Source organism: Enterobacter sp. R-1.6.2 (assembly GCF_035064085.1).
In the GTDB taxonomy this organism is placed as follows: domain Bacteria; phylum Pseudomonadota; class Gammaproteobacteria; order Enterobacterales; family Enterobacteriaceae; genus Enterobacter; species Enterobacter asburiae_B.
This window is the reverse complement of the sequence record NZ_JASEYI010000008.1, coordinates 145,406-171,165: the sequence shown is the minus strand read 5'-3', so window position 1 is coordinate 171,165 and position 25,760 is coordinate 145,406. Positions and strand designations below refer to the sequence as shown.

28 protein-coding genes are annotated in these 25,760 nt (G+C 54.2%); 14 read left to right on the top strand and 14 right to left on the bottom strand.

Going from position 1 to position 25,760, the window contains the following annotated elements:
• Nucleotides 1-20: 20 nt before the first annotated feature.
• Entirely contained in the window at nt 21-1,853 is a 1,833-nt protein-coding gene (uvrC, locus tag QMN93_RS11225; RefSeq protein WP_032658637.1) for an excinuclease ABC subunit UvrC, read from the bottom strand.
• Nucleotides 1,850-2,506: a UvrY/SirA/GacA family response regulator transcription factor gene (gene uvrY, locus QMN93_RS11220; protein WP_182383771.1), complete on the bottom strand. Its 657-nt coding sequence runs from the start codon at nt 2,504-2,506 to the stop codon at nt 1,850-1,852. The genes uvrC and uvrY overlap by 4 nt, the downstream gene beginning before the upstream one ends.
• A gap of 466 nt (nt 2,507-2,972) precedes the next feature.
• On the opposite strand from uvrY, the gene QMN93_RS11215 reads away from it, so the two are divergent.
• Nucleotides 2,973-3,197, top strand: coding sequence for a DUF2594 family protein (locus QMN93_RS11215; RefSeq protein WP_069303024.1), 225 nt, complete (start codon nt 2,973-2,975; stop codon nt 3,195-3,197).
• Between the two features lie 66 nt (nt 3,198-3,263).
• On the opposite strand, the gene sdiA is transcribed toward QMN93_RS11215, so the two are convergent.
• The 9 genes from sdiA to QMN93_RS11170 all read right to left on the bottom strand — a co-directional run bounded on the left by sdiA (nt 3,264) and on the right by QMN93_RS11170 (nt 11,174).
• Nucleotides 3,264-3,986, bottom strand: coding sequence for a transcriptional regulator SdiA (sdiA, locus tag QMN93_RS11210; RefSeq protein ID WP_058841423.1), 723 nt, complete (start codon nt 3,984-3,986; stop codon nt 3,264-3,266).
• A gap of 221 nt (nt 3,987-4,207) precedes the next feature.
• Nucleotides 4,208-4,960 (bottom strand): L-cystine ABC transporter ATP-binding protein TcyN, encoded by a 753-nt coding sequence (gene tcyN, locus QMN93_RS11205; protein ID WP_182383772.1) that lies wholly within the window; start codon nt 4,958-4,960, stop codon nt 4,208-4,210.
• A complete protein-coding gene (tcyL, locus tag QMN93_RS11200) occupies nt 4,957-5,625 on the bottom strand; it encodes a cystine ABC transporter permease (RefSeq protein WP_014884380.1) in 669 nt (222 codons plus the stop codon). Before tcyL ends, tcyN begins: the two co-directional genes overlap by 4 nt.
• Nucleotides 5,626-5,646: 21 nt before the next feature.
• Nucleotides 5,647-6,633: a D-cysteine desulfhydrase gene (gene dcyD / locus QMN93_RS11195; RefSeq protein WP_112778414.1), complete on the bottom strand. Its 987-nt coding sequence runs from the start codon at nt 6,631-6,633 to the stop codon at nt 5,647-5,649.
• Nucleotides 6,634-6,739: 106 nt separating this feature from the next.
• A complete protein-coding gene (gene tcyJ / locus QMN93_RS11190) occupies nt 6,740-7,540 on the bottom strand; it encodes a cystine ABC transporter substrate-binding protein (RefSeq protein ID WP_182383773.1) in 801 nt (266 codons plus the stop codon).
• Nucleotides 7,541-7,626: 86 nt separating this feature from the next.
• The gene (gene fliZ, locus QMN93_RS11185) at nt 7,627-8,178 is read right to left on the bottom strand and encodes a flagella biosynthesis regulatory protein FliZ (protein ID WP_008500339.1); all 552 of its coding nucleotides are present in this window, start codon (nt 8,176-8,178) and stop codon (nt 7,627-7,629) included.
• Between the two features lie 54 nt (nt 8,179-8,232).
• Nucleotides 8,233-8,952 carry an RNA polymerase sigma factor FliA gene (locus tag QMN93_RS11180; protein WP_039263779.1) on the bottom strand — a complete coding sequence of 240 codons (720 nt, stop codon included), beginning with the start codon at nt 8,950-8,952 and terminating at the stop codon, nt 8,233-8,235.
• 129 nt (nt 8,953-9,081) lie between these two features.
• Nucleotides 9,082-10,287 (bottom strand): flagellin lysine-N-methylase, encoded by a 1,206-nt coding sequence (fliB, locus tag QMN93_RS11175; RefSeq protein WP_064672746.1) that lies wholly within the window; start codon nt 10,285-10,287, stop codon nt 9,082-9,084.
• Nucleotides 10,288-10,349: 62 nt separating this feature from the next.
• The gene (locus QMN93_RS11170) at nt 10,350-11,174 is read right to left on the bottom strand and encodes a flagellin (RefSeq protein ID WP_033145896.1); all 825 of its coding nucleotides are present in this window, start codon (nt 11,172-11,174) and stop codon (nt 10,350-10,352) included.
• Nucleotides 11,175-11,575: 401 nt separating this feature from the next.
• On the opposite strand from QMN93_RS11170, the gene fliD reads away from it, so the two are divergent.
• From fliD to amyA, 4 genes are read left to right on the top strand one after another with little or no spacing between them, the layout of a single operon-like run.
• On the top strand, nt 11,576-13,000 hold the full coding sequence (fliD, locus tag QMN93_RS11165) for a flagellar filament capping protein FliD (protein ID WP_033145897.1): 1,425 nt from the start codon (nt 11,576-11,578) through the stop codon (nt 12,998-13,000).
• A gap of 21 nt (nt 13,001-13,021) precedes the next feature.
• The gene (fliS, locus tag QMN93_RS11160; RefSeq protein ID WP_033145898.1) at nt 13,022-13,426 is read left to right on the top strand and encodes a flagellar export chaperone FliS; all 405 of its coding nucleotides are present in this window, start codon (nt 13,022-13,024) and stop codon (nt 13,424-13,426) included.
• Between the two features lie 5 nt (nt 13,427-13,431).
• Entirely contained in the window at nt 13,432-13,806 is a 375-nt protein-coding gene (gene fliT / locus QMN93_RS11155) for a flagella biosynthesis regulatory protein FliT (RefSeq protein ID WP_033145899.1), read from the top strand.
• Nucleotides 13,807-13,857: 51 nt separating this feature from the next.
• Entirely contained in the window at nt 13,858-15,345 is a 1,488-nt protein-coding gene (gene amyA, locus QMN93_RS11150) for an alpha-amylase (RefSeq protein WP_039263834.1), read from the top strand.
• 102 nt (nt 15,346-15,447) lie between these two features.
• On the opposite strand, the gene yedD is transcribed toward amyA, so the two are convergent.
• From yedD to fliE, 3 genes are all read right to left on the bottom strand, one after another.
• Complete coding sequence (gene yedD / locus QMN93_RS11145) at nt 15,448-15,861, bottom strand: lipoprotein YedD (protein WP_023312299.1); 414 nt, start codon at nt 15,859-15,861, stop codon at nt 15,448-15,450.
• Between the two features lie 173 nt (nt 15,862-16,034).
• The gene (locus QMN93_RS11140) at nt 16,035-16,547 is read right to left on the bottom strand and encodes a DUF4823 domain-containing protein (RefSeq protein WP_182383775.1); all 513 of its coding nucleotides are present in this window, start codon (nt 16,545-16,547) and stop codon (nt 16,035-16,037) included.
• 239 nt (nt 16,548-16,786) lie between these two features.
• Nucleotides 16,787-17,101, bottom strand: coding sequence for a flagellar hook-basal body complex protein FliE (gene fliE, locus QMN93_RS11135; protein WP_008500329.1), 315 nt, complete (start codon nt 17,099-17,101; stop codon nt 16,787-16,789).
• A 228-nt stretch (nt 17,102-17,329) separates the two neighbouring features.
• On the opposite strand from fliE, the gene fliF reads away from it, so the two are divergent.
• The 9 genes from fliF (at nt 17,330) to fliN (ending at nt 25,760) form a co-directional block, all read left to right on the top strand.
• Nucleotides 17,330-19,009, top strand: coding sequence for a flagellar basal-body MS-ring/collar protein FliF (gene fliF, locus QMN93_RS11130; protein WP_182383776.1), 1,680 nt, complete (start codon nt 17,330-17,332; stop codon nt 19,007-19,009).
• Nucleotides 19,002-20,000 carry a flagellar motor switch protein FliG gene (gene fliG, locus QMN93_RS11125; protein WP_023312301.1) on the top strand — a complete coding sequence of 333 codons (999 nt, stop codon included), beginning with the start codon at nt 19,002-19,004 and terminating at the stop codon, nt 19,998-20,000. Before fliF ends, fliG begins: the two co-directional genes overlap by 8 nt.
• Nucleotides 19,993-20,700, top strand: coding sequence for a flagellar assembly protein FliH (gene fliH, locus QMN93_RS11120; protein WP_023312302.1), 708 nt, complete (start codon nt 19,993-19,995; stop codon nt 20,698-20,700). The genes fliG and fliH overlap by 8 nt, the downstream gene beginning before the upstream one ends.
• Nucleotides 20,700-22,070 (top strand): flagellar protein export ATPase FliI, encoded by a 1,371-nt coding sequence (fliI, locus tag QMN93_RS11115; protein ID WP_023336182.1) that lies wholly within the window; start codon nt 20,700-20,702, stop codon nt 22,068-22,070. The genes fliH and fliI overlap by 1 nt, the downstream gene beginning before the upstream one ends.
• Before the next feature lie 21 nt (nt 22,071-22,091).
• Complete coding sequence (fliJ, locus tag QMN93_RS11110; RefSeq protein ID WP_023312304.1) at nt 22,092-22,535, top strand: flagellar export protein FliJ; 444 nt, start codon at nt 22,092-22,094, stop codon at nt 22,533-22,535.
• Complete coding sequence (gene fliK / locus QMN93_RS11105; protein WP_182383778.1) at nt 22,532-23,764, top strand: flagellar hook length control protein FliK; 1,233 nt, start codon at nt 22,532-22,534, stop codon at nt 23,762-23,764. The genes fliJ and fliK overlap by 4 nt, the downstream gene beginning before the upstream one ends.
• 106 nt (nt 23,765-23,870) lie before the next feature.
• Nucleotides 23,871-24,341 carry a flagellar basal body-associated protein FliL gene (gene fliL / locus QMN93_RS11100; protein ID WP_023312306.1) on the top strand — a complete coding sequence of 157 codons (471 nt, stop codon included), beginning with the start codon at nt 23,871-23,873 and terminating at the stop codon, nt 24,339-24,341.
• Nucleotides 24,342-24,345: 4 nt separating this feature from the next.
• A complete protein-coding gene (fliM, locus tag QMN93_RS11095) occupies nt 24,346-25,350 on the top strand; it encodes a flagellar motor switch protein FliM (RefSeq protein WP_023336184.1) in 1,005 nt (334 codons plus the stop codon).
• On the top strand, nt 25,347-25,760 hold the full coding sequence (gene fliN / locus QMN93_RS11090) for a flagellar motor switch protein FliN (RefSeq protein WP_023312308.1): 414 nt from the start codon (nt 25,347-25,349) through the stop codon (nt 25,758-25,760). Before fliM ends, fliN begins: the two co-directional genes overlap by 4 nt.

Below are 25,760 nucleotides of genomic sequence, written 5' to 3'. Positions count from 1 at the left end.
TCTATGTTGCTACAGAGCCCTCAATGTTTCAACGAGTAGTAGATCTTTTCTGCCAGCCCTTGCGAAATACCCGGCACTTTTGCAATTTCCTCCATGCTGGCGTTGAGTAATCCTTGCAATCCGCCCATATATTTCAGCAGCATCTGGCGACGTTTTGGCCCCACGCCTTCGATCGTTTCCAGGCTACTGGTGTTTTTCACCTTCGCCCGTTTTTTGCGGTGACCGCTGATAGCATGATCGTGTGATTCATCGCGAATATGCTGGATGACGTGCAGCGCCGGGGAGTCCGGCGGCAGGCTGAAGCCCTCGCCTTCCGGCTCGAAGAACAATGTCTCCAGACCGGCCTTACGATCGGCCCCTTTTGCGACCCCCAGCAGCAGCGGATGGTTTTTATCCCAGCTGACATCAAGCGATTCAAATACCGCTTTCGCCTGGCCGAGCTGCCCTTTCCCGCCGTCAATCAGGATCACATCCGGAATTTTGCTCTCTTCTATGGCTTTACCATAGCGACGACGCAGCACCTGATTCATGGCCGCATAGTCATCGCCCGGCGTGATCCCGGTGATGTTGTAGCGGCGATACTCGGCGCGCAGTGGGCCATTCGCATCAAACACCACGCAGGAGGCCACCGTCTGTTCTCCCATCGTGTGACTGATGTCGAAACACTCCATCCGTTTCACTTCCGGAAGCTTCAGCAGCGTCGCCAGGGCCGTTAAACGCTGGTTGACCGTCGACTGCTGCGACAGCTTAGTGGTGAGTGCCGTCGCCGCATTGGTTCGCGCCAGCTTAAGATAACGTGCACGATCGCCGCGCGGTTTGGTTTGTACATTCACCCGGCGGCCCGCCAGTTCAGAGAGCGAATCGGCCAGCAGGGTTTTATCGTCAAGATTAAAATCGAGCAGGATCTCAGAAGGCAGCGTGCGCATCTGGCTCCCCTGCAGGTAGAACTGGCCTACAAAGGTTTCCACCACTTCACCCAGTTCAGTACCGCCGGGCACTTTCGGGAAATAGCTGCGGCTGCCGAGCACTTTGCCCTGGCGAATAAACAGCACGTGCACGCAGGCCATCCCGGCGTCAAAGGCTACGCCGATGACGTCGAGATCGTCGCCGGTATTCGAGACAAACTGTTTCTCAGTGACTCTGCGCACCGCCTGGATTTGGTCGCGGATACGCGCGGCCTCTTCGAACTCGAGTGCGGCGCTGGCTTTTTCCATCCGCGCGATCAGCTGCGTTAAGACCTGATCGTCTTTTCCAGCTAAGAACAGGCGCACATAATCCACCTGCTGGGCATACTCTTCTTCACTTACCAGCCCTTCCACGCAAGGCCCCAGGCAGCGTCCAATCTGGTACTGCAGGCACGGGCGCGAGCGGTTACGGTAAACGCTGTTTTCACACTGGCGGATAGGGAAGATTTTTTGCAGCAGCGCCAGCGTTTCACGCACGGCATAGCCGTTAGGGAACGGCCCGAAGTATTCGCCCTTGGCGTGTTTTGCACCGCGGTGCATCGCGAGGCGCGGATGGGTATCGCCGCTCAGAAAAATAAACGGGTAGGACTTATCATCACGCAACAGAACGTTATAGCGCGGCTGGTAGAGCTTTATATAGTTGTGCTCAAGCAGCAGCGCTTCTGTCTCGGTGTGCGTGACGGTGACATCAATATTCTGAATGAGTGAGACCAGCGCTTCGGTCTTTCGGGAGGCCAGGTTGCTGCGAAAATAGCTGGAGAGGCGTTTTTTAAGATCTTTTGCCTTCCCCACGTAGATAACCGTACCGCCAGCGTCATACATGCGATAGACGCCAGGCTGGCTGGTTACGGTTTTCAGAAATGCTTTTGAATCGAACACATCACTCACTGACTTAACAACGTCTCCGCATTACACAAACCGTGCCGGATGGCCAGGTGCGTCAGTTCAACGTCGCCATGAATGTTCAGTTTACTGAACATCCGGTAACGATAGCTGTTCACCGTTTTCGGGCTGAGATTCAGCTGCTCCGAGATCTCATTCACCTTCTGACCTTTGGTGATCATCAGCATAATCTGCAATTCACGCTCGGACAAACTGGCAAACGGTGATTCGGTTTTTTCGGGCTCAATCTGACTCAGCGCCATCTGCTGAGCAATGTCGGAAGCAATGTAGCGCTGTCCGGCAAACACGGAACGGATTGCATTGACGACTTCCTGCGGCGCAGCACCTTTACTCAGGTAGCCCGCTGCGCCCGCCTGCATCACTTTCGCGGGCAGTGGGTTTTCGGTATGCACGGTCAGCATGATGACTTTTGTATCAACAAAGGTACGCGCGATTTTGCGTGTTGCTTCAAGGCCACCGATACCGGGCATGTTCATATCCATCAGTACCACATCGGCCGAGTTTGTGCGGCACCATTTTACCGCATCTTCGCCGCAGCACACCTCACCGGCAACCTTAATACCTTTAATATCTTCAAGAATGCGTCGTATCCCTGCGCGCACCAGTTCGTGGTCATCAACAAGAAGGACGTTGATCAAAGGAAATGTCTCCAGAATAGGGATAACGCTACTGAGTGATAATTTGGTTTATATTAACGGTTTTCCTCGCAAGATTAAAACGTTAAAAAACCGGCTATTCGATTTTGCTCTCGTTTTTGGAAATTAGGCTGTACAGTCCGTGGAAAGAGAGACCATGCATTCCGCGCTTTTGCAGCTTTTTTTAAGCATCTGTATTCAAAAAGTTACAAAAAACTTGCAGGCTTTTCCTGCAAAAAAACAGATCTCAAATTTTTGTAACAATAATTAACGGCAAGCGAACCGGGCATAAACAATTAATAGCCTTTCACGACGGTTTAGTTTACCGGTACGTTCTGTTTACGCAATTAAACATCAACGTAAAAGTACGAAAAACAACCGCTGCATTTTTTGCTTCAGCTTGTGGTATACTCCGCCGCCTTGACTTTCGTCGTCGCGCTTTAGCGCCGTTAAATAATGAGGAAAATAAATGAGCACACCTGAATTTGCCACTGCGGAGAATAACCAGGAACTGGCACAGGAAGTAAACTGCCTGAAAGCACTGCTGACGCTGATGCTGCAGGCGATGGGCCAGGCGGATGCCGGTCGTGTGATCATTAAAATGGAAAAACAAATCGCGGAGATGGAAGACCAGGCTGTATCTGCGGTATTTGCTAACACCGTTAAGCAAATCAAACAAGCCTACCGCCAGTAACAAAAAACGGCTGGATGCAGTGCATTCAGCCGTTTGCTCGTCTGTCACGCAGAACGTATTATCCCGTCAGATCAGTCCCGTTGCCGCCGCGTAGCACGCAATCTGGGTTTTGTTGGGCGCATTGAATTTCTTCTGCATATTTTTCTGATGGAAGTTAACGGTATTCTCTGAGATAGAGAGAATGATCGCTATTTCCGCTGACGTCTTCCCTTCCGCAGTCCATTTCAGAATTTCGCGCTCGCGTTTGCTGAATTTCATTTCAGGTGGCATGACCATCTCATCTTCAAAACGCACCAGAGATGTTAAGGCCATTTGCACCAGCATTTGCAGCCGCAGTTCTATTTCCTCACGGGCAAAAGGCCCTGCCAGTACACTAGTACGGGAAACAGACAGGAAGCCGAGCGCATGATTAGGCAACATCAGACACTGCGTTATTCCCTCGCGTAAACCGTGGTCCTGCGCGCTGTGCCATAATTCCTGCGCGTCAGCGAATAATGCGTCTGTCCAGGGTAAATGACCCTGAATGAAATTCTCCGGTTTTAAGACGGGATCAATAGCGAAATAGTTCGCGGATTGATATTGCGCCATCCACTGCTTTGGGTAAGTGGTATGCACAGAGATCTTAGGCCGGGTAAACGGCACGGGATGGCGCACGCAGAGCGAGTAACAATCGAATTCAAGCGTCTGAGTTTGTCGCTGTAATTCCTGATATACCTCGTCGACACAGGTCAATTCCTGAAACCGGAGGGAGCAATCCCGTCGCCAGGTGAAAAAGTCTGAATCCTTCATACTTACTAAATGAAGCCTCTGAAAAGATAATCATTATTATGGTGAATATAACCTAACACATAAAACTTTTTTCTAACTACAAAATATCGGCATTAGCACAATTAACTTTACTATTGATAAGGTTTATCAGGGCCGGATGGAATAAAAAAACAAACGACTGCCCCCGAAGGGAGAATAATTTGCTCCAGCCTAAATTTCTGGAGCAAATTAGTGCAAAAATGCTACTGCATCAGGAATTTTTCAAGGAACTGACGGGTTCGCGGCTGCTGAGGATTAGCGAACAGCCTTTTCGCCGGCCCCTGCTCCACAATCCGCCCCTGATCCATGAAGATGGCTCTGTCAGCCACATCGCGTGCAAAGCTCATTTCATGCGTCACGATCACCATCGTCCGTTTTTCCTGCGCCAGCTGGCGAATGGTGTTCAGCACCTCACCCACCAGTTCCGGATCGAGCGCAGAGGTCGGTTCATCAAAAAGGATCACGTCAGGGCGCATAGCCAGCGCGCGCGCTATCGCCACGCGCTGCTGTTGCCCGCCCGACAGACGGCGCGGATAGCTGGTCTCTTTCCCCGCCAGCCCGACTTTAGCGAGCAGTTCGCGCGCGCGCGCCGTCGCGTCCTCTTTCGATTCACCTTTTACAATGACCGGTCCTTCAATAATGTTCTCCAGCACCGTACGGTGCGGGAAGAGATTAAAGCTCTGGAAAACGAAGCCGACATGCTGGCGCAGGCGGCGAATTAACCCTTTCTGCTGGCTAATGGATTTCCCGGTATCAATCGTTATCTCCCCTACCCGAATAGTGCCGCCTTCCGGCTGTTCAAGCAGGTTAATACTGCGCAGGAGCGTCGTTTTTCCCGAACCGCTTGGTCCGATAATCGCCACCACTTCACCCTGCTCGACTTCAAGATCGATTCCGTGGAGCACCGTTTGACCGTGGAATTTTTTCACCAGGTTTTTGACGTCGATAGCACTCATTTTGGATCACGCTCCTGGCGGTTAAGCTGGTTTTCGAAGTAGTTTTGCAGAGCAGACAGCACCGTCGCCATCACCCAGTAAATCAGCGAGGCGGCCAGATACATAGTAAAGACTTCAAGCGTGCGCGAAGTAATGAGCTGCGCCTGACGGAACAGTTCCGGTACCTGAATCGTTGCCGCCAGGGACGTATCTTTCACCAGGCTAATGAAGCTGTTGCTCAGCGGTGGAAGCGCCACGCGCGCCGCCTGCGGCAGAATGGCCCGACGCAGCGTCTGCCATGGCGTCATCCCGATACTGGCCGCCGCCTCCCACTGCCCTTTGTCAATGGAGGAGATCGCCGCTCGCAGGGTTTCTGACGTATACGCCGCGGTATTGAGCGACAGACCAATCATCGCTGCGGGGATCGGATCCAGCTCGATACCAAACTGCGGCAAGCCGTAGTAGATCATAAAGAGCTGGGCGATAAGCGGCGTGCCGCGAAATACGGAAATATAAAAGCGCGCCAGCCAGCGTACCGGCAGGATGGGTGACATGCGCATTAATGCCAGCACAAATCCCAGCACCAGCCCGAAGAACATCCCGCCGATACTGAGCTGTAACGTAAATACCGCACCTTTCAGCAGATACGGCAGAGAATCAATAACCAGTTGAATACTTTCTTGCATTATTATTTTTCGACCTGATTTTTAGACGTGAGGATGGTAGGCAAACAGCGCAGGCGCCCCGCCGGTATGGACAAATAAAATCGGCCCTTCATCCTTAAAGCGTTTCTGCGCAATGCCGTCAATCAGTCCGGCCATCGCTTTGCCGGTATAGACCGGATCGAGCAGTATCCCCTCGAGGCGCGCCAGCAGCTTCACCGCCTCCATGCCCTCTTCGTTAGGCGTGCCGTAACCCGGCGCAAAATAGTCGTCCCAGAGCAGAATATCGGCCTTTGCCTTCAGCTCCAGCTGCGCGGCTACCGCCTGTTGTAAAGTAACCACTTTCGGCTTCTGATCCGCGACGCTGCGGGACACCGTCACACCAATCAGCTCGACGTCCGGCAGCAATTGTTCCAGCCCCACCGCCAGCCCGGCATGCGTGCCCGCACTGCCGGACGCAACAACCACGGAGGAGAGGCTTACCGCGCCTTCGCACTGCTGCGCGATTTCCAGCGCACTCTCCACATACCCCAGCGCGCCCAGCGCGTTCGAACCGCCGACGGGGACAACGTAGGGGCGGAACCCCTGCGCTTCCAGACGCGTCGCCAGCTCGTCGAGCTGGGCGGTCGGGTCGGTCAACGCCTCCACCATTTCGACCTGCACGTTAAACAGATCCAGCAGCAGGCGGTTACCGTTGGTAAGATAGTTTTCTGCCCGCGTGCCAATCGGGTTTTCCAGCAATGCCACGCAGTGGAGCCCGAGCTTTGCCGCCACTGCCGCCGTCTGACGAACGTGGTTGGACTGGATAGCCCCGGCGGTAATGAGCGTATCCGCGCCTTCGCGCAGTGCGTCAGCCGCCAGAAACTCCAGCTTGCGCAGCTTATTGCCCCCCATCGCCATCGGCGTCACGTCGTCACGCTTAATAAAAATATCGCGCCCTAAATAATCAGAAAATCGCGGCAGATACTCCAGCGGCGTCGGCGCGCCGATGAACTCCAGGCGGGGAAAGCGCGTTAAATTCTGTAGTGACATGGGTTCTCCGGTAACTCTGACAAAATGTGATATTTTTCATTATGCACGCAGACGCGAAAGAAATAAAAAAGGCGCTTTTAAAAGCGCCTTTTTTTACGGCAGAAGCTTATTTCGTGACGTCTGCACCGAACCACTTCTCGGAGAGCGCTTTCAGGCTGCCGTCTTTCTGCATGTCAGCAATCGCGGAATCAATCGCTTTGACCAGGTCTTCGTTACCTTTACGAACGGCAACGCCTGATTCCTGACGAGAGAATGCATCACCCGCTACCGCCAGGGTATTGTTGGTTTTCTTCACCAGATCCAGCGCGGCCAGGCGGTCAACCAGAATGGCGTCGATACGGCCCACGCGCAGATCCTGGTATTTCGTCGGGTCATCATCATAGGTGCGGATATCCACGCCCTGCACGTTCTGGCGCAGCCACTCTTCGTAGTTGGTACCCAGACCGACACCGACTTTCTTCCCTTTCAGGTCCGCGGCAGTTTTGATTCCATCTTCGTTGCCTTTCTTCACCAGCGCCTGAATACCGGACACGGTGTACGGCGTAGAGAAGTCATATTTCTTCTTACGCTCGTCAGAAATGGTGACCTGATTAATCACCACATCAATACGTTTTGAGTCCAGCGACGCCAGCATACCGTCCCATTTGGTCGGTTTCAGTGACGCTTTAACGCCGAGGTGCTTCGCCAGCTCTTCAGCAAACTCCACTTCAAAACCGGTCAGCTTACCGTCATCGCCCTGGAAGCTGAACGGAGGATAGGTTCCTTCCAGCCCGACCAGCAGCGTACCGCGCTCTTTTACTTTATTCAGCAGGTTTTCTGCGGCGAACGTTTTCACGCTCATACCCGCAACCAGCGCAACGGCCATAACACCCATCAGCGCCTGACGACCCAGAAGTGCAAATTTCATAAATACCCCGATATAGTGGAATTTTTACGTAGTGTAGAGAAATCGCCTGCAACGTCAAAGGCGACTGCGCTACATCTTATTCTTTTTTAATATATATCAGAAGTTGTTCCGGCGTGGGCTTTCTGCTTTATGGCACCCGGCATTTGTACCTTGTATTGCGCATACTTGCGCAGCGCAATTCGGTAGTTGTTGGTGCTGGTCGCAGGCAGCCACGGCTCCAGATTTTCATCCAGATAACCGGTTTTCAGCAGATCGCGAGAGATATTGTTTACGGTCAGATGTTGCCCAAGGCGGCGCAGGCGAACCACATATTCGCGAACGGTGCCGTGGCTCATCTCCGTTTGTTCAAACAGGAACTGCTTGAAGCCGATAATGTCGAAGAAGTCGCTTTGCTCTTTGCAGTGGAGATCCCCACAGAAACGGCAAAGCGCCACCCACTCTTTTTGCTCTTCGAGCCATGCTGCTTCGTCCATCAACGTGTCGAGACGCGAAATCGCAATCTTATTGACGATTTCGCCCCGGCGAACCAGCGTGATACGATCGAGTAACTTGTTACAGTGGGCGCAATGCGTCTGGCTGTGTTTAAAGTCTTTCAGGTAGCGGCTTAAAGGCCGTCTTTTAGATTGCTGCACCGTCATGATAACTCCTGGTTGTCAATACGTTGTGCGGCATTTTTCAGGTGAATCAATCACCTATAACTTACCCAGCTTGGTTCGTAAGCGTTTAATGGCCTGGCTGTGCAGCTGGCTCACCCGCGACTCTCCCACCTCCAGAACAGCGCCAATCTCTTTGAGGTTAAGCTCTTCCTGGTAATAAAGGGTCAATACCAGCTGTTCGCGTTCAGGCAGAGCTTCAATAGCCTCCATGACGCGCTGGCGTAAATTCCCTTCCATTAAATGGTGTAACGGGTTTTCATGCTGGTGCTCGTCCGTCACCAGCTCGATGCTATCGCCATGCTCTTCGCGCCACTCGTCATAAGAGAAGAGTTGGCTATTATTGGTATCGAGCAACATCTGACGATACTCTTCAACAGCAATGCCAAGACGCTCCGCCACTTCGGTTTCCGTTGCGTTACGTCCCAGTTCCTGTTCCAGCTGCCCCATCGCATGCGCCACTTCGCGCGCGTTGCGGCGAACACTGCGCGGCACCCAGTCGCGGCTGCGCAGCTCGTCCAGCATCGCACCACGAATACGCTGAACTGCGTAAGTCGTAAATGCCGTTCCTTGCAGAGCGTCGTATCGGTCAACTGCATTCAATAACCCGATACCGCCCGCCTGTAGCAGATCGTCGAGTTCCACGCTCGCCGGCAAGCGCACCTGGAGGCGCAATGCTTCGTGACGCACCAGCGGGACATAACGCTGCCACAGCGAGTGTTTATCCATTACACCTTCAGCGGTATAGAGTGAATTCACGATAAACAGCCCTGCGTTAGTTGAGTTATCGGCATGATTATCCGATTCTGCAGGGCGTTCAATTGGATGAAAAAGGGGGATAAAGTGAGGTTATTCTGAGGTTGCCCACAACAGGGGCAACTTTTCTGGCTAAATTAACAGTTGTAACAATGAAAGATCGTCGCCCAGTTTGACGCTATCTATATGTTGATGAAAGAGCTTTCCCGCTTCCTGATTATGCTGGCTAAGGGAGTGGAAGCTGTAAATAACATCAATAATATTATCTTGTTCAATTTTCCCCGCCACGATCGCCTGACCGGCAAGTAACGTTTTAAGGAAATAGAACTCCGCAACGATTAAATAAAGGTTATTCAACATGCTGCGGCCATTGTTCTGCGGGAAGCCCTGCTCCCAGAGTTTGTATTTAAAAAAGTTCTTGAATAAATGGTCATGGGTCGCCAGGTAACTGCCCGCCACATCGCGCCAGACGGACTCGATGTTCTCCATGACCTTCTCTGCCGGCACGGTGTCACCCGCAGTCTCAAATTGTTGATAAAGCTGAGTAAAATAACGGTTTAATACCGCACCACCGCGGGCTGTCACTTTCTTCGTGAAGTAGCTCTGGATGAGCGAAATTAACGCGAATTTCAGGCTGTAGTTCTGATTAAATCCGCCTAATTCCGTTTTGATTTTACCGCTCACCAGTTCGTTAACCAGCGAGAAATAGACCGTTTCGAGCGTGCTAATATTCTCTTCGAGATTATCGAGCTTTTCCGCCACCATGAGGAATTTCACCACGGCGTAAACCTGTTCTTCAACGCTGACGCCCTCAACGCTGAAAATATTCTGGCAGAAGAGATTGATGACCTTTGCCTTCAAATCAATCATCGGCGCATTATTGACGTCCTGCTGAACAATGACAGATTCCATCAACGACATAGACTCCCGATCGTTCAACAGAAGTCGGGTCACTTCCGGACACGAGAGGTTCAGCGATTTTTCGATTTCATTTTTATAGACCCGGTTTGTCCGCGGAAACGACGTACAGGTTGGGCTTAAGGCCTGGATGCCCATGGCGCTATGAACAGAACAGAGTTTTTCCGTATCCATAAACGGGCAGTTTTTACTTTCCGTATGGAAAATCACTTCACCCCAGTGGTCATAGTTTTTTTTGGTGACTTTTATCGCCGTTTTCGCCGTCTGACGAATAGCGGCATTTTTACTGTTCAGATAGCGATTAACGGAGGATTTATCAAACGCGATGGTCCAGCCCTGACAACAATGTTCACGGCATTCCCCACCGACACATGAAAAATCTGCGACCAGCTTTGGTTGAGTGACACTGATTTGTTTCACAGGCGGATTCTCAAATAGCAGAGATAAAAAAACCCCGCCGAAGCGGGGTTTCACGCGTAAAATTAACGCAGCAGAGACAGAACGGTCTGTGGAACCTGGTTTGCCTGAGACAGAACAGAAGTACCAGCCTGCTGCAGGATCTGCGCGCGGGACATATTGGAAACTTCAGTTGCGTAGTCAGCGTCCTGGATACGGGACTGAGCAGCAGACAGGTTAGTTGAGGTGTTGTTCAGGTTGTTGATTGCAGAAGTGAAACGGTTCTGCACAGCACCCAGACCAGAACGTGCTTTATCAACTTTAGCGATAGCTGCGTCGATGGTGCCCAGGTCGGTAGCGGTCATAGTTTTCAGGTCGATAGCAGCAACACCCAGAGTCGTGGTGTCAGCTTTTGCACCGCTCAGGTCCAGATCGATGGTGTCGCCGTCGTTCACGCCAACCTGAATTTTAACCACACCAGCAGTACCTGCAGTGCCGTCCAGCAGTTTGATGCCGTTGAAATCAGTTTTGCCTGCAACGCGGTTGATTTCATTCAGACGCGCGGTAACTTCATCCTGCAGAGAGGCCAGGTCAGAGGTGCTGTTGGTGCCGTTGCTTGCCTGAACAGCCAGTTCACGAACGCGCTGCAAGTTGTTGTTGATTTCGTTCAGAGAACCTTCAGCAGTCTGCGCCATGGAGATACCGTCGTTGGCGTTACGCGCAGCCTGGTTCATGCCTTTAATCTGAGCGGTCATGCGGTTTGCAATCGCCTGGCCAGCAGCATCGTCTTTCGCGCTGTTAATACGCAGACCGGAGGACAGACGCTCGATAGCAGTGCCCAGAGAAGACTGAGATTTGTTCAGGTTGTTCTGAGTGGTCAGGGACAACAGGTTAGTATTGATAACTGCCATAATTTTGTTTCCTTCAAAAATTGGGTTTTAGGTCCGGTGCCTAACACTCACAGCGTCTCTCACCGTCAACAAGGTTATCGACGGGTCCCCAAAAGACTTTAGAATCAATTTTGAAAAAATTACAACACGCTGATTTTTAATCATTTTATTTTTAAAAAATCAATTAAGGTCCATCAGAGCGTTATTATTTATGCTTTTTTAACGCGCAAAGAGATGACAAAAAAGGCACACTCTTATTCGTGTTTTCAATGCACGGATAATGACCCTAAAGTGCAATCCTTTCATTTACCCCGCCAGGACGTGCCTATTCTTTGGATTATTTTTTTCTCACCATCGTAAACTTTTACGTTGAGAGGCCGATAAGAGTCCTGAACTACTTTCGTATTTTAAGGAAAATATGCATGGCTACTATCAGTAACCTCGGGATAGGTTCTGCAGGACTCGGGGATTTATATAATCAGTTGGATGCAGCAGAAAGAACCAAGCTGACGACGATTACTTCCCAGCAATCAACGTATAACGCACAGTTAAGCGCTTACGGCAAACTGCAGAGCGCCATGACATCGCTGCAGACTGCGACCGCTGCGCTGGGTAAAGCAACCACCTGGAACTCAACGTCCGTTAGCAGCACCAACACGGCCTTTACCGCCACGACAACGGCAGACGCGTCCGTGGGTTCCTTTGTTGTCAACGTCAACCAGGTTGCAAAAGCACAGGCACTGACTACCGGCTCCTATGCAAACAACACGGATTTGCTGGGCGATACGACAGGTACGACGCGAAAAATCACCATCACCCAGCCGGGCACGAAAACGCCTTTAGAGGTCACCCTGGCGGATGGCGATACGTCTCTGGCCGGGATTGCGAGCGCCATTAATAAAGCGAACGGCAACGTCACCGCCAGCGTCATTAAAGCGAAAGACGGTGATTACCGCCTGATGCTGTCATCTAAAACCACCGGTACGGATGGTGAAATGACGATCAGCGTCACTGGCGACGATAAGCTGCAAAACGCAATTGGTTACAACTCAACCACAAAAACGGGCGCACTGACGGTTAACACCGGAGCTCAAAACGCAATTGTGGTAGTGAACAGCATTTCGATTGAGCGCCAGACGAATACCATTACCGATGCCCTGCCTGGCGTGACTTTCTCGCTGAAAGCAGAAAGCAAGGCAGATGAAACATTGGAGGTGACTCGCGCAACGGATGCGAACCAGAAGGCGATCACCGACTGGGTCACGGCGTATAACTCGCTGCAGTCCACCATTAACAGCCTGACGAAGTATGTTCCGGTTGATGCAGGCGCCGGCAGCCAGTCAGCCAGCAACGGGGCACTTGTTGGTGATGCAAACGTGCGCGGGATCCAGTCTCAGCTGCGCGGCCTGCTGACCGAAGTGCAGAGCGGCTCGGTACAGATCATGGCCCAACTGGGAATTACCCAGGACCCGGTAAAAGGTTCTGACGGTACCGTCGGTAACCTGAAAGTCGATACCGATAAGCTGAAAAAAGCGCTGACCGAGAACCCGAACGCCGTACAGCAGTATTTTGTCGGTGACGGCAAGAAAACCGGTATGGCCACTCAGATGAACAACACGCTGACCACCATGCTCAGCACCAGTACCGGCAGCGCCGGGGTGATCCAGAACGCGAAAGACGGGATCAACAAAACGCTAAAAACTCTGGGTGAGCGTTACGACGCTATGGAAGCCACTATTGATGCCACCATGGCGCGTTACAAAACCCAGTTCACCAGTCTGGACGTATTAGTCACCAAAATGACCAATACAGCCAACTACCTGACCCAACAGTTCTCACAAAAATAGTCGTAGCCTTCAGGAGTGGATATGTATAAGACCTCTGGTGTTCAATCCTATCAGCAGATAGGAGTCGAAAGCGCAGTCATGAATGCCAGTCCACACCAGCTGATTGTCATGTTGTTCGACGGGGCGCATAGCGCCCTTGTTCGCGCGCGTTTGTTCATGGAAGCCGGACAAATTCGTGAGAAAGGCGAAGCGTTAACGAAAGCCATCAATATCATCGACAACGGTTTAAAAGCAGGACTGAACATGGAGGTTGAGAGCGAGTTGTCCGGTAATCTTGCCTCCTTGTACGAATATATGGTTCGACGTTTGTTGCTGGCGAATGTCAGTAACGACGTAGACGCAATTGTTGAAGTCGAGGGTTTATTAAACAACATTGCGGATGCGTGGAAGCAAATCGGCCCCAATGCGTCCTCTATTTCAGGATAATTTTGATGAATAATCCCAGCGCAGCGCTTAGCCACTGGCAGGCGTTACATGCTCAGAGCATTGCTATGCTAAATCTCGCACATTCTGGTCAATGGGATGCGCTTATCGAGCAGGAAATGCATTACGTTCAACTGGTGGAAAAGATATCTCAAACGCCCATCATGTCATGCCCTCCGGCTCAGGTTGAGCAAGCGCGTGCGCTGCTGGAAATGATCCTTGAAAACGAGAATGCGCTAAAGGCACTGCTGAAGGTCCGCATGGACGAACTGCGTAATCTGATTGATCAAACCGGCAAACAGCAATCCATCACGTCTACCTATGGAAAGCTGTCAGGGAATATTCTTTATCCAGAAAGTTTGACCCGCGACACACAACTATGATTTCTTCATCCATACTCCAGAAGTCTGCCAATGGCTTCTGGAGCAAGGATGATGAAAAACCCCACCCTGTTACAATGTTTTCACTGGTACTACCCTGCTGGCGGTGAATTGTGGCGAGAGGTCACGGCGTTAGCTCCCAATCTTAACGAAATCGGCATCAACATGATCTGGCTGCCGCCCGCCTGTAAAGGGGCATCCGGCGGGTATTCTGTCGGCTATGACACCTATGACCTGTTCGATCTTGGCGAGTTTGACCAGAAAGGCAGTATCGCCACGAAATACGGCGACAAGGCGCAGCTGCTGGAGGCTATTGATGCCCTTAAAAGCAACGACATTGCCGTGCTGCTGGACGTGGTGGTCAACCACAAAATGGGCGCCGATGAAAAAGAGCCCGTGCGCGTTCAGCGCGTGAACGAACAGGACCGCACGCAAATCGATGACGAGGTCATTGAATGCGAAGCCTGGACTCGCTACACCTTCCCAGCCCGGGCCGGGCAGTACTCACAGTTTATCTGGGACTACAAATGCTTCAGCGGCGTCGACCATATTGAAAACCCCGATGAAGATGGCATCTTTAAAATCGTCAACGACTACACCGGCGAAGGCTGGAACGATCAGGTTGATGATGAGATGGGCAACTTCGACTACCTGATGGGCGAAAATATCGACTTTCGCAATCACGCCGTGACCGAGGAGATCAAATACTGGGCCCGCTGGGTCATGGAACAGACGCGCTGCGACGGTTTTCGTCTGGACGCCGTCAAGCATATTCCCGCCTGGTTTTACAAAGAGTGGATTGAGCACGTCCAGGAAGTCGCCGACCAGCCGCTGTTTATCGTGGCGGAATACTGGTCCCATGAGGTGGATAAACTTCAGGCCTATATTGACCAGGTCGAAGGCAAAACCATGCTCTTTGATGCCCCTCTGCAGATGAAATTCCACGAGGCGTCACGTCAGGGCCGGGATTACGACATGAGCCAAATCTTCACCGGTACCCTGGTGGAAGCCGATCCGTTTCATGCGGTCACCCTCGTCGCGAACCATGATACCCAGCCTTTGCAGGCGCTGGAAGCACCGGTCGAAGCCTGGTTTAAACCGCTGGCGTACGCGCTGATCCTGCTGCGGGAAAATGGCGTGCCGAGCGTCTTTTATCCGGATCTCTTCGGCGCCAGCTATGACGACGCGGGAGGCGACGGTGAAACGTACCATATTGATATGCCGGTCATTGAGCAGCTTCACGAGCTGATCCTCGCGCGCCAGCGTTTTGCCCACGGCGTGCAAACGCTGTTTTTCGACCATCCAAACTGCATCGCCTTCAGCCGCAGCGGTACGGAAGACGATCCCGGCTGCGTGGTGGTGATGTCGAACGGGGATGATGGTGAAAAAGTGATTTGTCTTGGGGAAAACTACGGCAACAAAACGTGGCGGGATTTTCTCGGCAATCGCGAAGAAACCATCACCACGGCGGCGGATGGCGAAGGGACGTTTACCTGTAATGGGGGAAGCGTCAGCGTTTGGGTGATAGAGGATGCGTTGTAGAACGGGAAACGTGGGGCCTGATGCCCTCACCCCGTCCCTCTCCCACAGGGAGAGGGCGCAAACACCAAAAACGGCAACGAGGTTGCCGTTTTGCGTTTACCCTTAGGGTAGTTTACTCTCGAGCGGATTCTTGCTCAGGTAATCGGCACACTCAACCGTTGGACGGTCGACCTTCTGCAGCTCCAGCCCGTCATACTCAAGCGTCGAGCCATCGCGCTCCAGCGGATAGATATCCAGCTTACGCGTCACGTTGTAATAACTGTCTGAACGCAGCATGATTTTACCCGGCACGGCAATCACGCGCTGCCACTGACGACAGTCCAGCGTATCGCCCTCTTCCGTCACCACCAGCGTGGCAATCGCCTTCGGGCTGACCATGTTGCTCTGCGGCCCTTTCGACTGCCAGTATCCCGCCAGATGCGCCGGGACAGGATGCTTGATCACGTCGTTATAGTTATCGACCTGAACGCACCCGGTCAGTGCCAGCAGCGCGCCAGCAATTGCTATTTTTTTCATCATCTTTCCTGCATTCGAAGAAAAAAATATTGTGGCATTAAAGCGCTGCGGCTGCCAGCGAAGATCGACAGGTCTGAAACTATACCTATCACGCACTCTCCTGAGGCTCCTGTCTACCACTTGCAGACAAAAACCCCGGTTATATGGGGTTTCGCAAGGAGTCTGAAGGATAACTAATACAGGCTAGAGACGAACATGTTTATCGGCTCCGGCAACAAATCCTGCGGGTGATCGCCACCGAAGGTAGCCCACTTGCTTTTGCCGTTGATAATGGTCGATGCAACCCGATTATTGGATTCAGCATTATAAACAGTGATTTTCACTTCAATCTTGTCAGGAATGCCAGACCACTCAGTTGCGCGATCTTCCCAATGCAGTATCTGCGGAACCACATAATATCCGCGGCTGATTGAATGGTTAGCTTTCAGACATGTAACATCATCACAGTCAGCAAAAACAGTAACATTATCGGAATGCCGTAAAAATGCCGCTTTTACAGCGTCGGCCGTTGCTCTGCCAGAACCTGAATATGTGTGAGTATCATAAACGCCATCAGTTGGCTGAGAAATCACAACCGAGACATCTTTTACCAGGTGCTCTGTACGCTCCTGAATATTATTTGTGCTGTATTTAGCGGAACAACCTGCCAGTAAAAATGCGGAAGAAACCAGAAACGCTCTTTTCACTTTTCTATCCCTGTAAAATAAAGGAGTTACATTTTATCAGGGCAGTCCCGGTGAAACATAAATCTGCATCATGAAGACGTAACATAACGCGAGATATGAACCAGAGAGTTCGGTTCTGGAAGGCAAATGAACAGATGAGGCACCTGTCCAGAACCAAAACGAAGAGGATTTGCCCCGCTCATGCCCCACATCGTGGGTAGGGGCGGTTATTAATTATAAATATCATTAGGTTAGTTAACCTAAACCTGCATCCCCATCACTTCCTGATACGCAGACACCAGCTTGTTACGCACCTGGATCCCCATCTGCAGGGAAACCGAGGCTTTTTGCAAATCGGTCATCACATCATTCAGCGCCACGCCCGGCTCACCGAGGGTGAACTTTTCGGCCTGAGTGCGCGCGGCGGTCTGGGTATCACTGATACGGTCAAGAGCGGCATGCAGTTGCCCCGCGAAGCTGATGCTCGGCTGCTGATCTGCCACATTCTGATTACGGGCCGTCATCGCCGTTGCCTGCAACTGACTGATTACCCCTTCAATGCCCTGTATAGCCATGACTCTCCCCTGGATGGTTTTTTACGCGGTCAAGACTAACAGCTTGTCAATAAGATAATGGCGGTAAATAGCATGAAAAAACCAGGTTATTTGACGCATAGAAAATCACGAATCATCAAATAATGGCAGGGCCATCAATATGGAACTTTTGTCGTGTTTGCCGACCCGGGAGTCAGTTTTGTTTCTCTACACGAATAACGTAAACCACCAGGATTTAAGAGGTGCGCAATGAGTGCAACAGCATCGACAGCGCCGCAGAATAAATCATTCGAGTGGATGAACCGCCTTCGCGCGAATCCTAAAATCCCGTTGATCGTGGCAGGCGCTGCCGCAATTGCGATCCTTGTAGCGATGGTCCTGTGGGCGAAAAGCCCTGATTACCGGACGCTCTACAGCAACCTTTCCGATCAGGATGGCGGCGCCATCGTCACCCAGCTTACCCAGATGAACATCCCTTATCGCTTTGCCGATAATGGCGGTGCGCTTGAGGTCCCGGCTGATAAGGTGCACGAACTGCGTCTGCGTCTGGCTCAGCAGGGGCTGCCGAAGGGCGGTGCGGTTGGCTTTGAGCTGCTGGATCAGGAAAAATTCGGTATCAGCCAGTTCAGCGAGCAGGTGAACTACCAGCGTGCGCTGGAAGGTGAACTGGCCCGCACCATTGAAACATTAGGCCCGGTGAAGAGTGCCCGCGTGCACCTGGCGATGCCTAAACCTTCTTTATTTGTCCGCGAACAGAAATCACCTTCAGCTTCCGTTACCGTGAACCTTGAACCCGGCCGCGCGCTGGACGAAGGGCAAATCAGCGCGGTGACGCACCTCGTTTCCAGCGCCGTCGCCGGTCTGCCGCCGGGTAACGTGACGCTGGTTGACCAAAGCGGTCACCTGCTGACGCAGTCCAATACCGCCGGTCGCGATCTGAATGATGCGCAGCTGAAGTATGCCGCCGATGTCGAAAACCGACTCCAGCGCCGTATTGAAGCGATCCTCGGCCCGGTGGTGGGTAACAGCAACGTGCACGCGCAGGTAACCGCGCAGATCGACTTCGCGAACAAAGAACAAACTGAAGAGCAGTACAGCCCGAACGGCGATGCGGCTCAGGCGGTGATGCGTTCACGCCAGATCAATTCGAACGAGCAGGTCGGCGGTGCCTACCCGGGCGGCGTGCCGGGCGCGCTGTCTAACCAGCCTGCCCCGGCTAACGCGGCACCGATTTCTACGCCGCCGGCCAATCAGCAGAACGGTCAGCAAAATAATCAGCAGACCACCTCAACGACCAATAACGCCGGTCCGCGCACCAGCAGCCGTAACGAAACCACGAACTACGAAGTGGATCGGACGATTCGCCACACTAAACTGAACGTGGGCGATATTCAGCGTCTTTCCGTTGCGGTAGTGGTGAACTACAAAACGCTGGCGGACGGCAAACCGCTGCCGTTGACTGCCGAGCAGATGAAGCAGATTGAAAACCTGACCCGTGAAGCGATGGGTTACTCCGAGAAGCGCGGCGATACCCTCAACGTGGTGAACTCACCGTTCAACTCGGTTGATGAGACCGGCGGTGAACTGCCGTTCTGGCAACAGCAGGCGTTTATCGACCAGCTGATGTCCGCAGGACGCTGGCTGCTGGTGCTGATTGTCGCGTGGCTGCTGTGGCGTAAGGGCGTTCGTCCGCAGCTCCAGCGCCGTGCTGAAGCCGAGAAAGCGGCTCGCGAACAGATGAACACGCGTCAGGAAACGGAAGAAGCGGTTGAAGTGCGCCTCAGCAAAGATGAACAGATACAGCAGCGTCGTGCTAACCAGCGCATGGGCGCTGAGGTCATGAGCCAGCGCATTCGCGAAATGTCAGATAACGATCCGCGCGTCGTGGCGCTGGTCATCCGCCAGTGGATGGGTAACGAACATGAGTAATACGCTTACGGGCACCGATAAAAGCGTCATCCTGCTGATGACCATTGGCGAAGATCGTGCGGCAGAGGTGTTTAAACACCTCTCCCAGCGAGAAGTGCAAATTCTCAGTGCGGCCATGGCCAACGTGCGTCAGATCTCCAACAAGCAGCTGACCGAAGTGCTGGCAGAGTTTGAACAGGAAGCGGAACAGTTTGCCGCGCTCAACATCAACGCCAACGACTACCTCCGCTCCGTGCTGGTCAAGGCGCTGGGCGAAGAGCGTGCCTCCAGCCTGCTGGAAGACATTCTGGAAACGCGCGATACCGCCAGCGGTATCGAAACGCTCAACTTTATGGAGCCGCAGAGTGCCGCCGACCTTATTCGCGACGAGCACCCGCAGATTATCGCCACCATCCTTGTCCACCTCAAACGTGGTCAGGCTGCCGATATTCTGGCGCTGTTCGAAGAGCGCCTGCGTCACGATGTGATGCTGCGTATCGCGACCTTCGGCGGCGTCCAGCCGGCCGCGCTGGCGGAGCTGACCGAAGTGCTGAACAACCTGCTCGACGGTCAGAACCTCAAGCGCAGCAAAATGGGCGGCGTGAGAACGGCGGCGGAAATCATCAACCTGATGAAAACGCAGCAGGAAGAGGCCGTCATTACGGCGGTTCGCGAATTCGACGGCGAGCTGGCACAGAAAATCATCGACGAGATGTTCCTGTTCGAAAACCTCGTGGAAGTGGACGACCGCAGCATCCAGCGCCTGCTCCAGGAAGTGGACTCCGAGTCGCTGCTTATCGCCCTCAAAGGCGCCGAGCAGCCGCTGCGCGAGAAGTTCCTGCGCAACATGTCTCAGCGTGCGGCCGATATCCTGCGCGACGACCTTGCCAACCGCGGCCCGGTTCGTCTGTCTCAGGTGGAAAACGAACAGAAAGCCATTCTGCTTATTGTTCGTCGTCTGGCGGAAACCGGCGAGATGGTGATTGGCAGCGGAGACGACACCTATGTCTAATGAGCTGCCCTGGAAGCGCTGGACGCCGGACGATCTGGCGCCTCCCCTCTCCGAGTTCACGCCGGCCGTCATCGCAACCGAAGAGCTTGACCCGGACGTCGAGCAGCCCGAGCTGACCGAAGAGGAGCAGCAGGCCCAGATGCTGGCGCAGCTGCAAATGCAGGCGCACGAGCAGGGCTATAACGCCGGTCTGAACGAAGGCCGCCAGAAAGGCCACGAGCAGGGGTATCAGGAAGGTCTGGCGAAAGGGTTAGAGCACGGTATCGATCAGGCGCGCCAGCAGCAGGCGCCGATCCATGCCCGCATGCAGCAGCTGGTCAGCGAGTTCCAGCACACCCTGGACGCGCTGGACAGCGTGATTGCCTCGCGACTGATGCAGATGGCGCTGGAAGCCGCGCGTCAGGTCATCGGCCAGACGCCCGTGGTGGATAACACCGCGCTGATCAAACAAATTCAGGGTCTGCTTCAGCAGGAGCCGCTGTTCAGCGGGAAACCTCAGCTGCGCGTCCATCCGGACGACCTGCAGCGCGTTGAAGAGAGCCTGGGCGCGACGCTTAACCTGCACGGCTGGCGTCTGCGCGGCGACCCGTCGCTACATCACGGCGGCTGCAAAGTCTCTGCCGATGAAGGCGATCTGGATGCCAGCGTCGCCACCCGCTGGCAGGAACTGTGCCGCCTGGCGGCACCGGGAGTCGTCTGATGACCGCGCGCCTCACCCGCTGGCTCACCACGCTCGACAACTTTGAGACGAAGATGGCGCAACTGCCATCCGTTCGTCGTTATGGGCGACTGACGCGCGCCACCGGTCTGGTTCTCGAAGCCACCGGCCTGCAGCTTCCGCTGGGCGCGACCTGCGTCATTGAGCGTCAGGATGGACTGGAAACGCGTGAAGTTGAAAGCGAAGTGGTCGGATTTAACGGCCAGCGCCTGTTCCTGATGCCGCTTGAAGAGGTGGAAGGCATTCTGCCCGGCGCGCGCGTGTATGCCAAAAACATTTCTGGCGATGGGCTGCAAAGCGGGAAACAGCTGCCGCTCGGTCCTGCCCTGCTGGGCCGCGTGCTGGACGGCAGCGGGAAACCGCTCGACGGACTGCCCTCCCCGGACACCACCGAAACCGGCGCGCTGATCACCCAACCGTTCAACCCCCTGCAGCGTACCCCTATCGAGCATGTGCTGGATACCGGCGTGCGCCCGATTAACGCCCTGCTGACCGTGGGACGTGGACAACGTATGGGCCTGTTCGCCGGCTCAGGCGTAGGTAAATCCGTCCTGCTCGGCATGATGGCGCGCTATACCCAGGCCGACGTGATCGTCGTGGGGCTGATCGGCGAACGTGGTCGTGAAGTAAAAGACTTTATTGAAAACATTCTGGGTGCGGAAGGCCGCGCCCGCTCGGTGGTGATCGCCGCACCGGCAGACGTGTCGCCGCTGCTGCGCATGCAGGGTGCCGCGTATGCCACCCGTATCGCCGAAGATTTTCGTGACCGCGGCAAGCACGTGCTGCTGATCATGGATTCCCTGACCCGTTACGCGATGGCGCAGCGTGAAATCGCGCTGGCCATCGGTGAGCCACCGGCGACCAAAGGCTACCCGCCTTCGGTATTCGCCAAACTCCCTGCGCTGGTGGAACGCGCGGGGAACGGCATCAGCGGCGGCGGCTCCATCACCGCGTTCTATACGGTACTGACGGAAGGCGATGACCAGCAGGACCCGATTGCCGACTCCGCGCGCGCGATCCTTGACGGTCATATTGTGCTGTCGCGCCGTCTGGCCGAAGCCGGGCACTACCCGGCCATCGATATTGAAGCCTCTATCAGCCGCGCAATGACGGCGCTGATAACCGAGAAGCACTACGCCCGCGTGCGTAACTTCAAACAACTGCTTTCCAGCTTCCAGCGCAACCGCGATCTGGTCAGCGTGGGGGCGTATGCCAAAGGCAGCGACCCGATGCTCGACAAGGCGATTAGCCTGTGGCCGCAGCTGGAGGCATTTTTGCAACAAGGCATTTTTGAACGCGCCGACTGGGAAGATTCAATTCAGGCATTGGAGCTGATTTTCCCGCAGGTGTAACACAGGTGGAGGGCGAAGGTCATGGCGCAAAACAGCGCGTTATCAACGCTGAAAGATCTGGCTGAAAAAGAAGTTGATGATGCCGCATTGCAGCTAGGCGCAATGCGACGCGGGTGCCAGCAGGCTGAAGAACAGTTGAAGATGTTGATCGACTATCAGCATGAATATCGCACCAACCTCAATACCGATATGACACAGGGCATTGGCAGCCAGCGCTGGATTAACTATCAGCAGTTTATCCAGACGCTGGAGAAGGCGATAGATCAGCATCGCCAGCAGCTTAACCAGTGGACCCAGAAAGTCGATACCGCGCTGAATTTCTGGCGCGAGAAGAAGCAGCGACTGCAGGCCTGGCAGACTTTACAGGACAGACAGATCGCGGCAACGACCCTGGCGGAAAACCGTCTGGATCAGAAGAAAATGGATGAGTTTGCCCAGCGCGCATCAATGAGGAAACCGGAATGATCACACTGCAACAACTGCTGATGAGCGACAGCGACCTGTCAGGCGGCACGCAAACGGGGAAAGGCACCGACGGTGCACAGGACTTTCTCTCTCTGCTGGCGGGCGCCCTCTCGGACGCAACGGGCAAGGGCAAAGATGCGCCGCTGACCCTGGCTGACCTGAAAGCCGCCGGCAGTAAGCTGTCAAAAGTGGCTCAGGACGCCAAAGGGGATACCACCCTGCAGGCCAAAATCGCCGACCTGCTCTCGCGCCAGACCGCGCTGAACGGCGATGAAACGTTGCCCGTCACGTCGCTTGATACGCTGGTTTCCGGGCTGGTGCCGCTGTCCAAGGGCGACGCGCTGAAGACGCTCAATGCGGCGAACAGCAAAGATGACGGTAAAAGCGAGCTGAGCGAAGAAGAGCTGGCCGGATTAAGCGCCCTGATGGCGATGCTGCCGCACCAGCAGCAAACTACCGCCTCTCGCGCGGCAGGCAGTGAGGGCGTTTCCGCCACCTCAACGCTGAATTCCGCGATGCTTTCAAACGGCGCGGGCCAACCGTCCCTGAACGCGTCTGCGGGAAGCCACGATAAAGCGCAGAGTGCTACGCCTTATCAGAACCAGGTGAAAAATCACGAGCCGGCCCTGCAGGGCAACGCGCCTGCTACACCGGCCGTAGCCGCGGCGGCAGAGAAGCAGGAGCTCGCCAGTTCGTCTTCATCATCATCACCAACAGCTACTCTGGCACCGATTATGTCCAGCCATGCGACCAGTCAGACGGCCGCCACCGTCGCCAGCGCGCCGGTATTAAGCCAGCCTCTGGGGACCCACGAATGGCAGCAGTCCCTGAGCCAGCACATCACCCTGTTCACTAAGCAGGGCCAGCAGACGGCAGAGCTGCGCCTGCACCCGGAAGATCTGGGTCAGGTGCAAATTTCGCTTAAGCTGGATGATAACCAGGCCCAGCTGCAGATGGTCTCTGCGCACAGCCATGTTCGTGCGGCACTGGAAGCCGCGCTGCCGGTACTGCGGACCTCACTGGCGGAAAACGGCATTCAGCTTGCGCAGAGCAGCGTCAGCAGCGAGAGCTTCGCCGGGCAGCAGCAGTCCTCGTCCCAGCAGCAGCACCAGGCTTCGCGTTCCGGCAACACCGGCGGTTTTAATGAAGAGAGCGATGAGCTACTGCCTGTTCCTGCCGCCCTGCAGTCCGCAGCGCGCGGTAACAGTGCCGTAGACATCTTCGCCTAAACGCCAGAGGTAGCGTGATTATCCCCGTCTTTTCCACGCTTTGACGACAGCAGGACACGGGATAATCACCTTATTAAGCTGTACCGAAACAGGAAGCTCGTATCAGATGACTGACTCCGCTATCACCAAAAAAAGTAAGCGTTCCATCTGGATCCCGCTGCTGGTGTTGATCACGCTCGCCGCCTGCGCTACCGCGGGCTATAGTTACTGGCGTATGCAGCAGGAACCGACCACCGCTGCAGCCAAAGCTGAAGCACCGCCTCCGCCGGCTCCAGTGTTCTTCCCGCTGGATACCTTCACCGTCAATCTGGGTGATGCGGATCGCGTGCTTTACGTTGGCATTACGCTGCGCCTGAAAGATGAAGCCACCCGTTCACGTCTGAACGATTACCTTCCTGAAGTGCGTAGCCGCCTTCTGCTGCTGTTCTCTCGTCAGGACGCTTCGGCGCTGGCTACCGATGTGGGTAAGCAAAAGCTGGTCGACGCCATTAAACAAACGCTGGCGACCCCGCTGGTAAACGGCCAACCTAAGCAGGAAGTCACTGACGTTCTGTATACAGCATTCATTCTGCGGTAACGACATGGGCGACAGTATTCTTTCTCAGGCAGAAATCGATGCGCTGCTCAACGGCGACAGCGATAACAATGATGATCCTAAACCGGGTATTGGCGGCGATAGCGATATTCGTCCCTATGACCCGAATACCCAGCGTCGCGTGGTACGTGAACGTCTGCAGGCGCTGGAGATCATTAACGAACGTTTTGCACGTCAGTTCCGTATGGGGCTGTTTAACCTGCTGCGTCGTAGCCCGGATATTACGGTGGGTGCGATCCGCATTCAGCCGTATCACGAGTTTGCCCGCAACCTGCCGGTGCCAACCAACCTTAACCTGATTCATCTGAAGCCGCTGCGCGGCACCGGTCTGGTGGTGTTTTCGCCAAGCCTGGTGTTCATCGCGGTGGATAACCTGTTCGGCGGCGACGGGCGTTTCCCGACCAAAGTAGAAGGTCGTGAATTCACCCATACCGAACAGCGCGTCATTAACCGCATGCTGAAGCTGGCGCTGGAGTCTTACAGCGACGCGTGGAAAGCGATTAACCCGCTGGAAGTGGAGTACGTCCGTTCTGAGATGCAGGTGAAATTTACCAATATCACCACCTCCCCGAACGATATCGTCGTTAACACGCCGTTCCACGTGGAGATCGGTAACCTGACCGGCGAGTTCAACATCTGCCTGCCGTTCAGCATGATCGAACCGCTGCGCGAGCTGCTGGTGAACCCGCCGCTGGAGAACTCCCGCAACGAAGACCAGAACTGGCGTGAAAACCTGGTCCGCCAGGTCCAGCATTCGCAGCTTGAGCTGGTGGCGAGCTTCGCCGATATCCCGCTGCGGTTATCTCAGATCCTGAAATTACAACCCGGTGATGTTTTGCCGATAGAAAAACCCGACCGCATTATTGCCCATGTGGATGGTGTCCCCGTGCTGACAAGCCAGTACGGCACGATTAACGGTCAGTATGCGTTACGCGTTGAGCACTTGATCAACCCGATTTTGAATTCGCTGAATGAGGAACAGCCCAAATGAGTGACATGAACAATCCGTCCGATGAGAACAGCGGAGCACTGGACGATCTGTGGGCTGACGCGTTAAACGAGCAAAAAGCACCCCCGGCCAAAAGTGCAGCGGATGCCGTATTCCAGCAGCTCGGCGGCGGTGACGTCAGCGGCACGCTGCAGGACATCGACCTGATTATGGATATCCCGGTTAAGCTGACCGTTGAGCTGGGACGCACCCGCATGACCATTAAAGAGCTGCTGCGCCTGACGCAGGGTTCCGTGGTGGCCCTTGACGGTCTGGCCGGCGAGCCGCTGGATATTCTGATCAACGGTTACCTGATTGCCCAGGGTGAAGTGGTGGTGGTTGCCGATAAATACGGCGTACGCATCACCGACATCATTACCCCGTCTGAACGTATGCGTCGTCTGAGCCGTTAA

Bases quoted from the DNA above. Each gene is read 5' to 3' on its own strand.
- fliD (WP_033145897.1), top strand. From the start codon at position 11,576: ATGGCTACTATCAGTAACCTCGGGATAGGTTCTGCAGGACTCGGGGAT.
- fliI (WP_023336182.1), top strand. From the start codon at position 20,700: ATGACCGCGCGCCTCACCCGCTGGCTCACCACGCTCGACAACTTTGAG.
- tcyL (WP_014884380.1), bottom strand. From the start codon at position 5,625: ATGCAAGAAAGTATTCAACTGGTTATTGATTCTCTGCCGTATCTGCTG.
- dcyD (WP_112778414.1), bottom strand. From the start codon at position 6,633: ATGTCACTACAGAATTTAACGCGCTTTCCCCGCCTGGAGTTCATCGGC.
- tcyJ (WP_182383773.1), bottom strand. From the start codon at position 7,540: ATGAAATTTGCACTTCTGGGTCGTCAGGCGCTGATGGGTGTTATGGCC.
- QMN93_RS11215 (WP_069303024.1), top strand. From the start codon at position 2,973: ATGAGCACACCTGAATTTGCCACTGCGGAGAATAACCAGGAACTGGCA.
- fliE (WP_008500329.1), bottom strand. From the start codon at position 17,101: ATGGCTATACAGGGCATTGAAGGGGTAATCAGTCAGTTGCAGGCAACG.
- fliN (WP_023312308.1), top strand. From the start codon at position 25,347: ATGAGTGACATGAACAATCCGTCCGATGAGAACAGCGGAGCACTGGAC.
- tcyN (WP_182383772.1), bottom strand. From the start codon at position 4,960: ATGAGTGCTATCGACGTCAAAAACCTGGTGAAAAAATTCCACGGTCAA.
- fliJ (WP_023312304.1), top strand. From the start codon at position 22,092: ATGGCGCAAAACAGCGCGTTATCAACGCTGAAAGATCTGGCTGAAAAA.
- amyA (WP_039263834.1), top strand. From the start codon at position 13,858: ATGAAAAACCCCACCCTGTTACAATGTTTTCACTGGTACTACCCTGCT.
- yedD (WP_023312299.1), bottom strand. From the start codon at position 15,861: ATGAAAAAAATAGCAATTGCTGGCGCGCTGCTGGCACTGACCGGGTGC.
- QMN93_RS11170 (WP_033145896.1), bottom strand. From the start codon at position 11,174: ATGGCAGTTATCAATACTAACCTGTTGTCCCTGACCACTCAGAACAAC.
- fliZ (WP_008500339.1), bottom strand. From the start codon at position 8,178: ATGACGGTGCAGCAATCTAAAAGACGGCCTTTAAGCCGCTACCTGAAA.
- sdiA (WP_058841423.1), bottom strand. From the start codon at position 3,986: ATGAAGGATTCAGACTTTTTCACCTGGCGACGGGATTGCTCCCTCCGG.
- fliL (WP_023312306.1), top strand. From the start codon at position 23,871: ATGACTGACTCCGCTATCACCAAAAAAAGTAAGCGTTCCATCTGGATC.
- fliT (WP_033145899.1), top strand. From the start codon at position 13,432: ATGAATAATCCCAGCGCAGCGCTTAGCCACTGGCAGGCGTTACATGCT.
- fliG (WP_023312301.1), top strand. From the start codon at position 19,002: ATGAGTAATACGCTTACGGGCACCGATAAAAGCGTCATCCTGCTGATG.
- fliS (WP_033145898.1), top strand. From the start codon at position 13,022: ATGTATAAGACCTCTGGTGTTCAATCCTATCAGCAGATAGGAGTCGAA.
- fliH (WP_023312302.1), top strand. From the start codon at position 19,993: ATGTCTAATGAGCTGCCCTGGAAGCGCTGGACGCCGGACGATCTGGCG.
- fliF (WP_182383776.1), top strand. From the start codon at position 17,330: ATGAGTGCAACAGCATCGACAGCGCCGCAGAATAAATCATTCGAGTGG.
- fliM (WP_023336184.1), top strand. From the start codon at position 24,346: ATGGGCGACAGTATTCTTTCTCAGGCAGAAATCGATGCGCTGCTCAAC.
- fliK (WP_182383778.1), top strand. From the start codon at position 22,532: ATGATCACACTGCAACAACTGCTGATGAGCGACAGCGACCTGTCAGGC.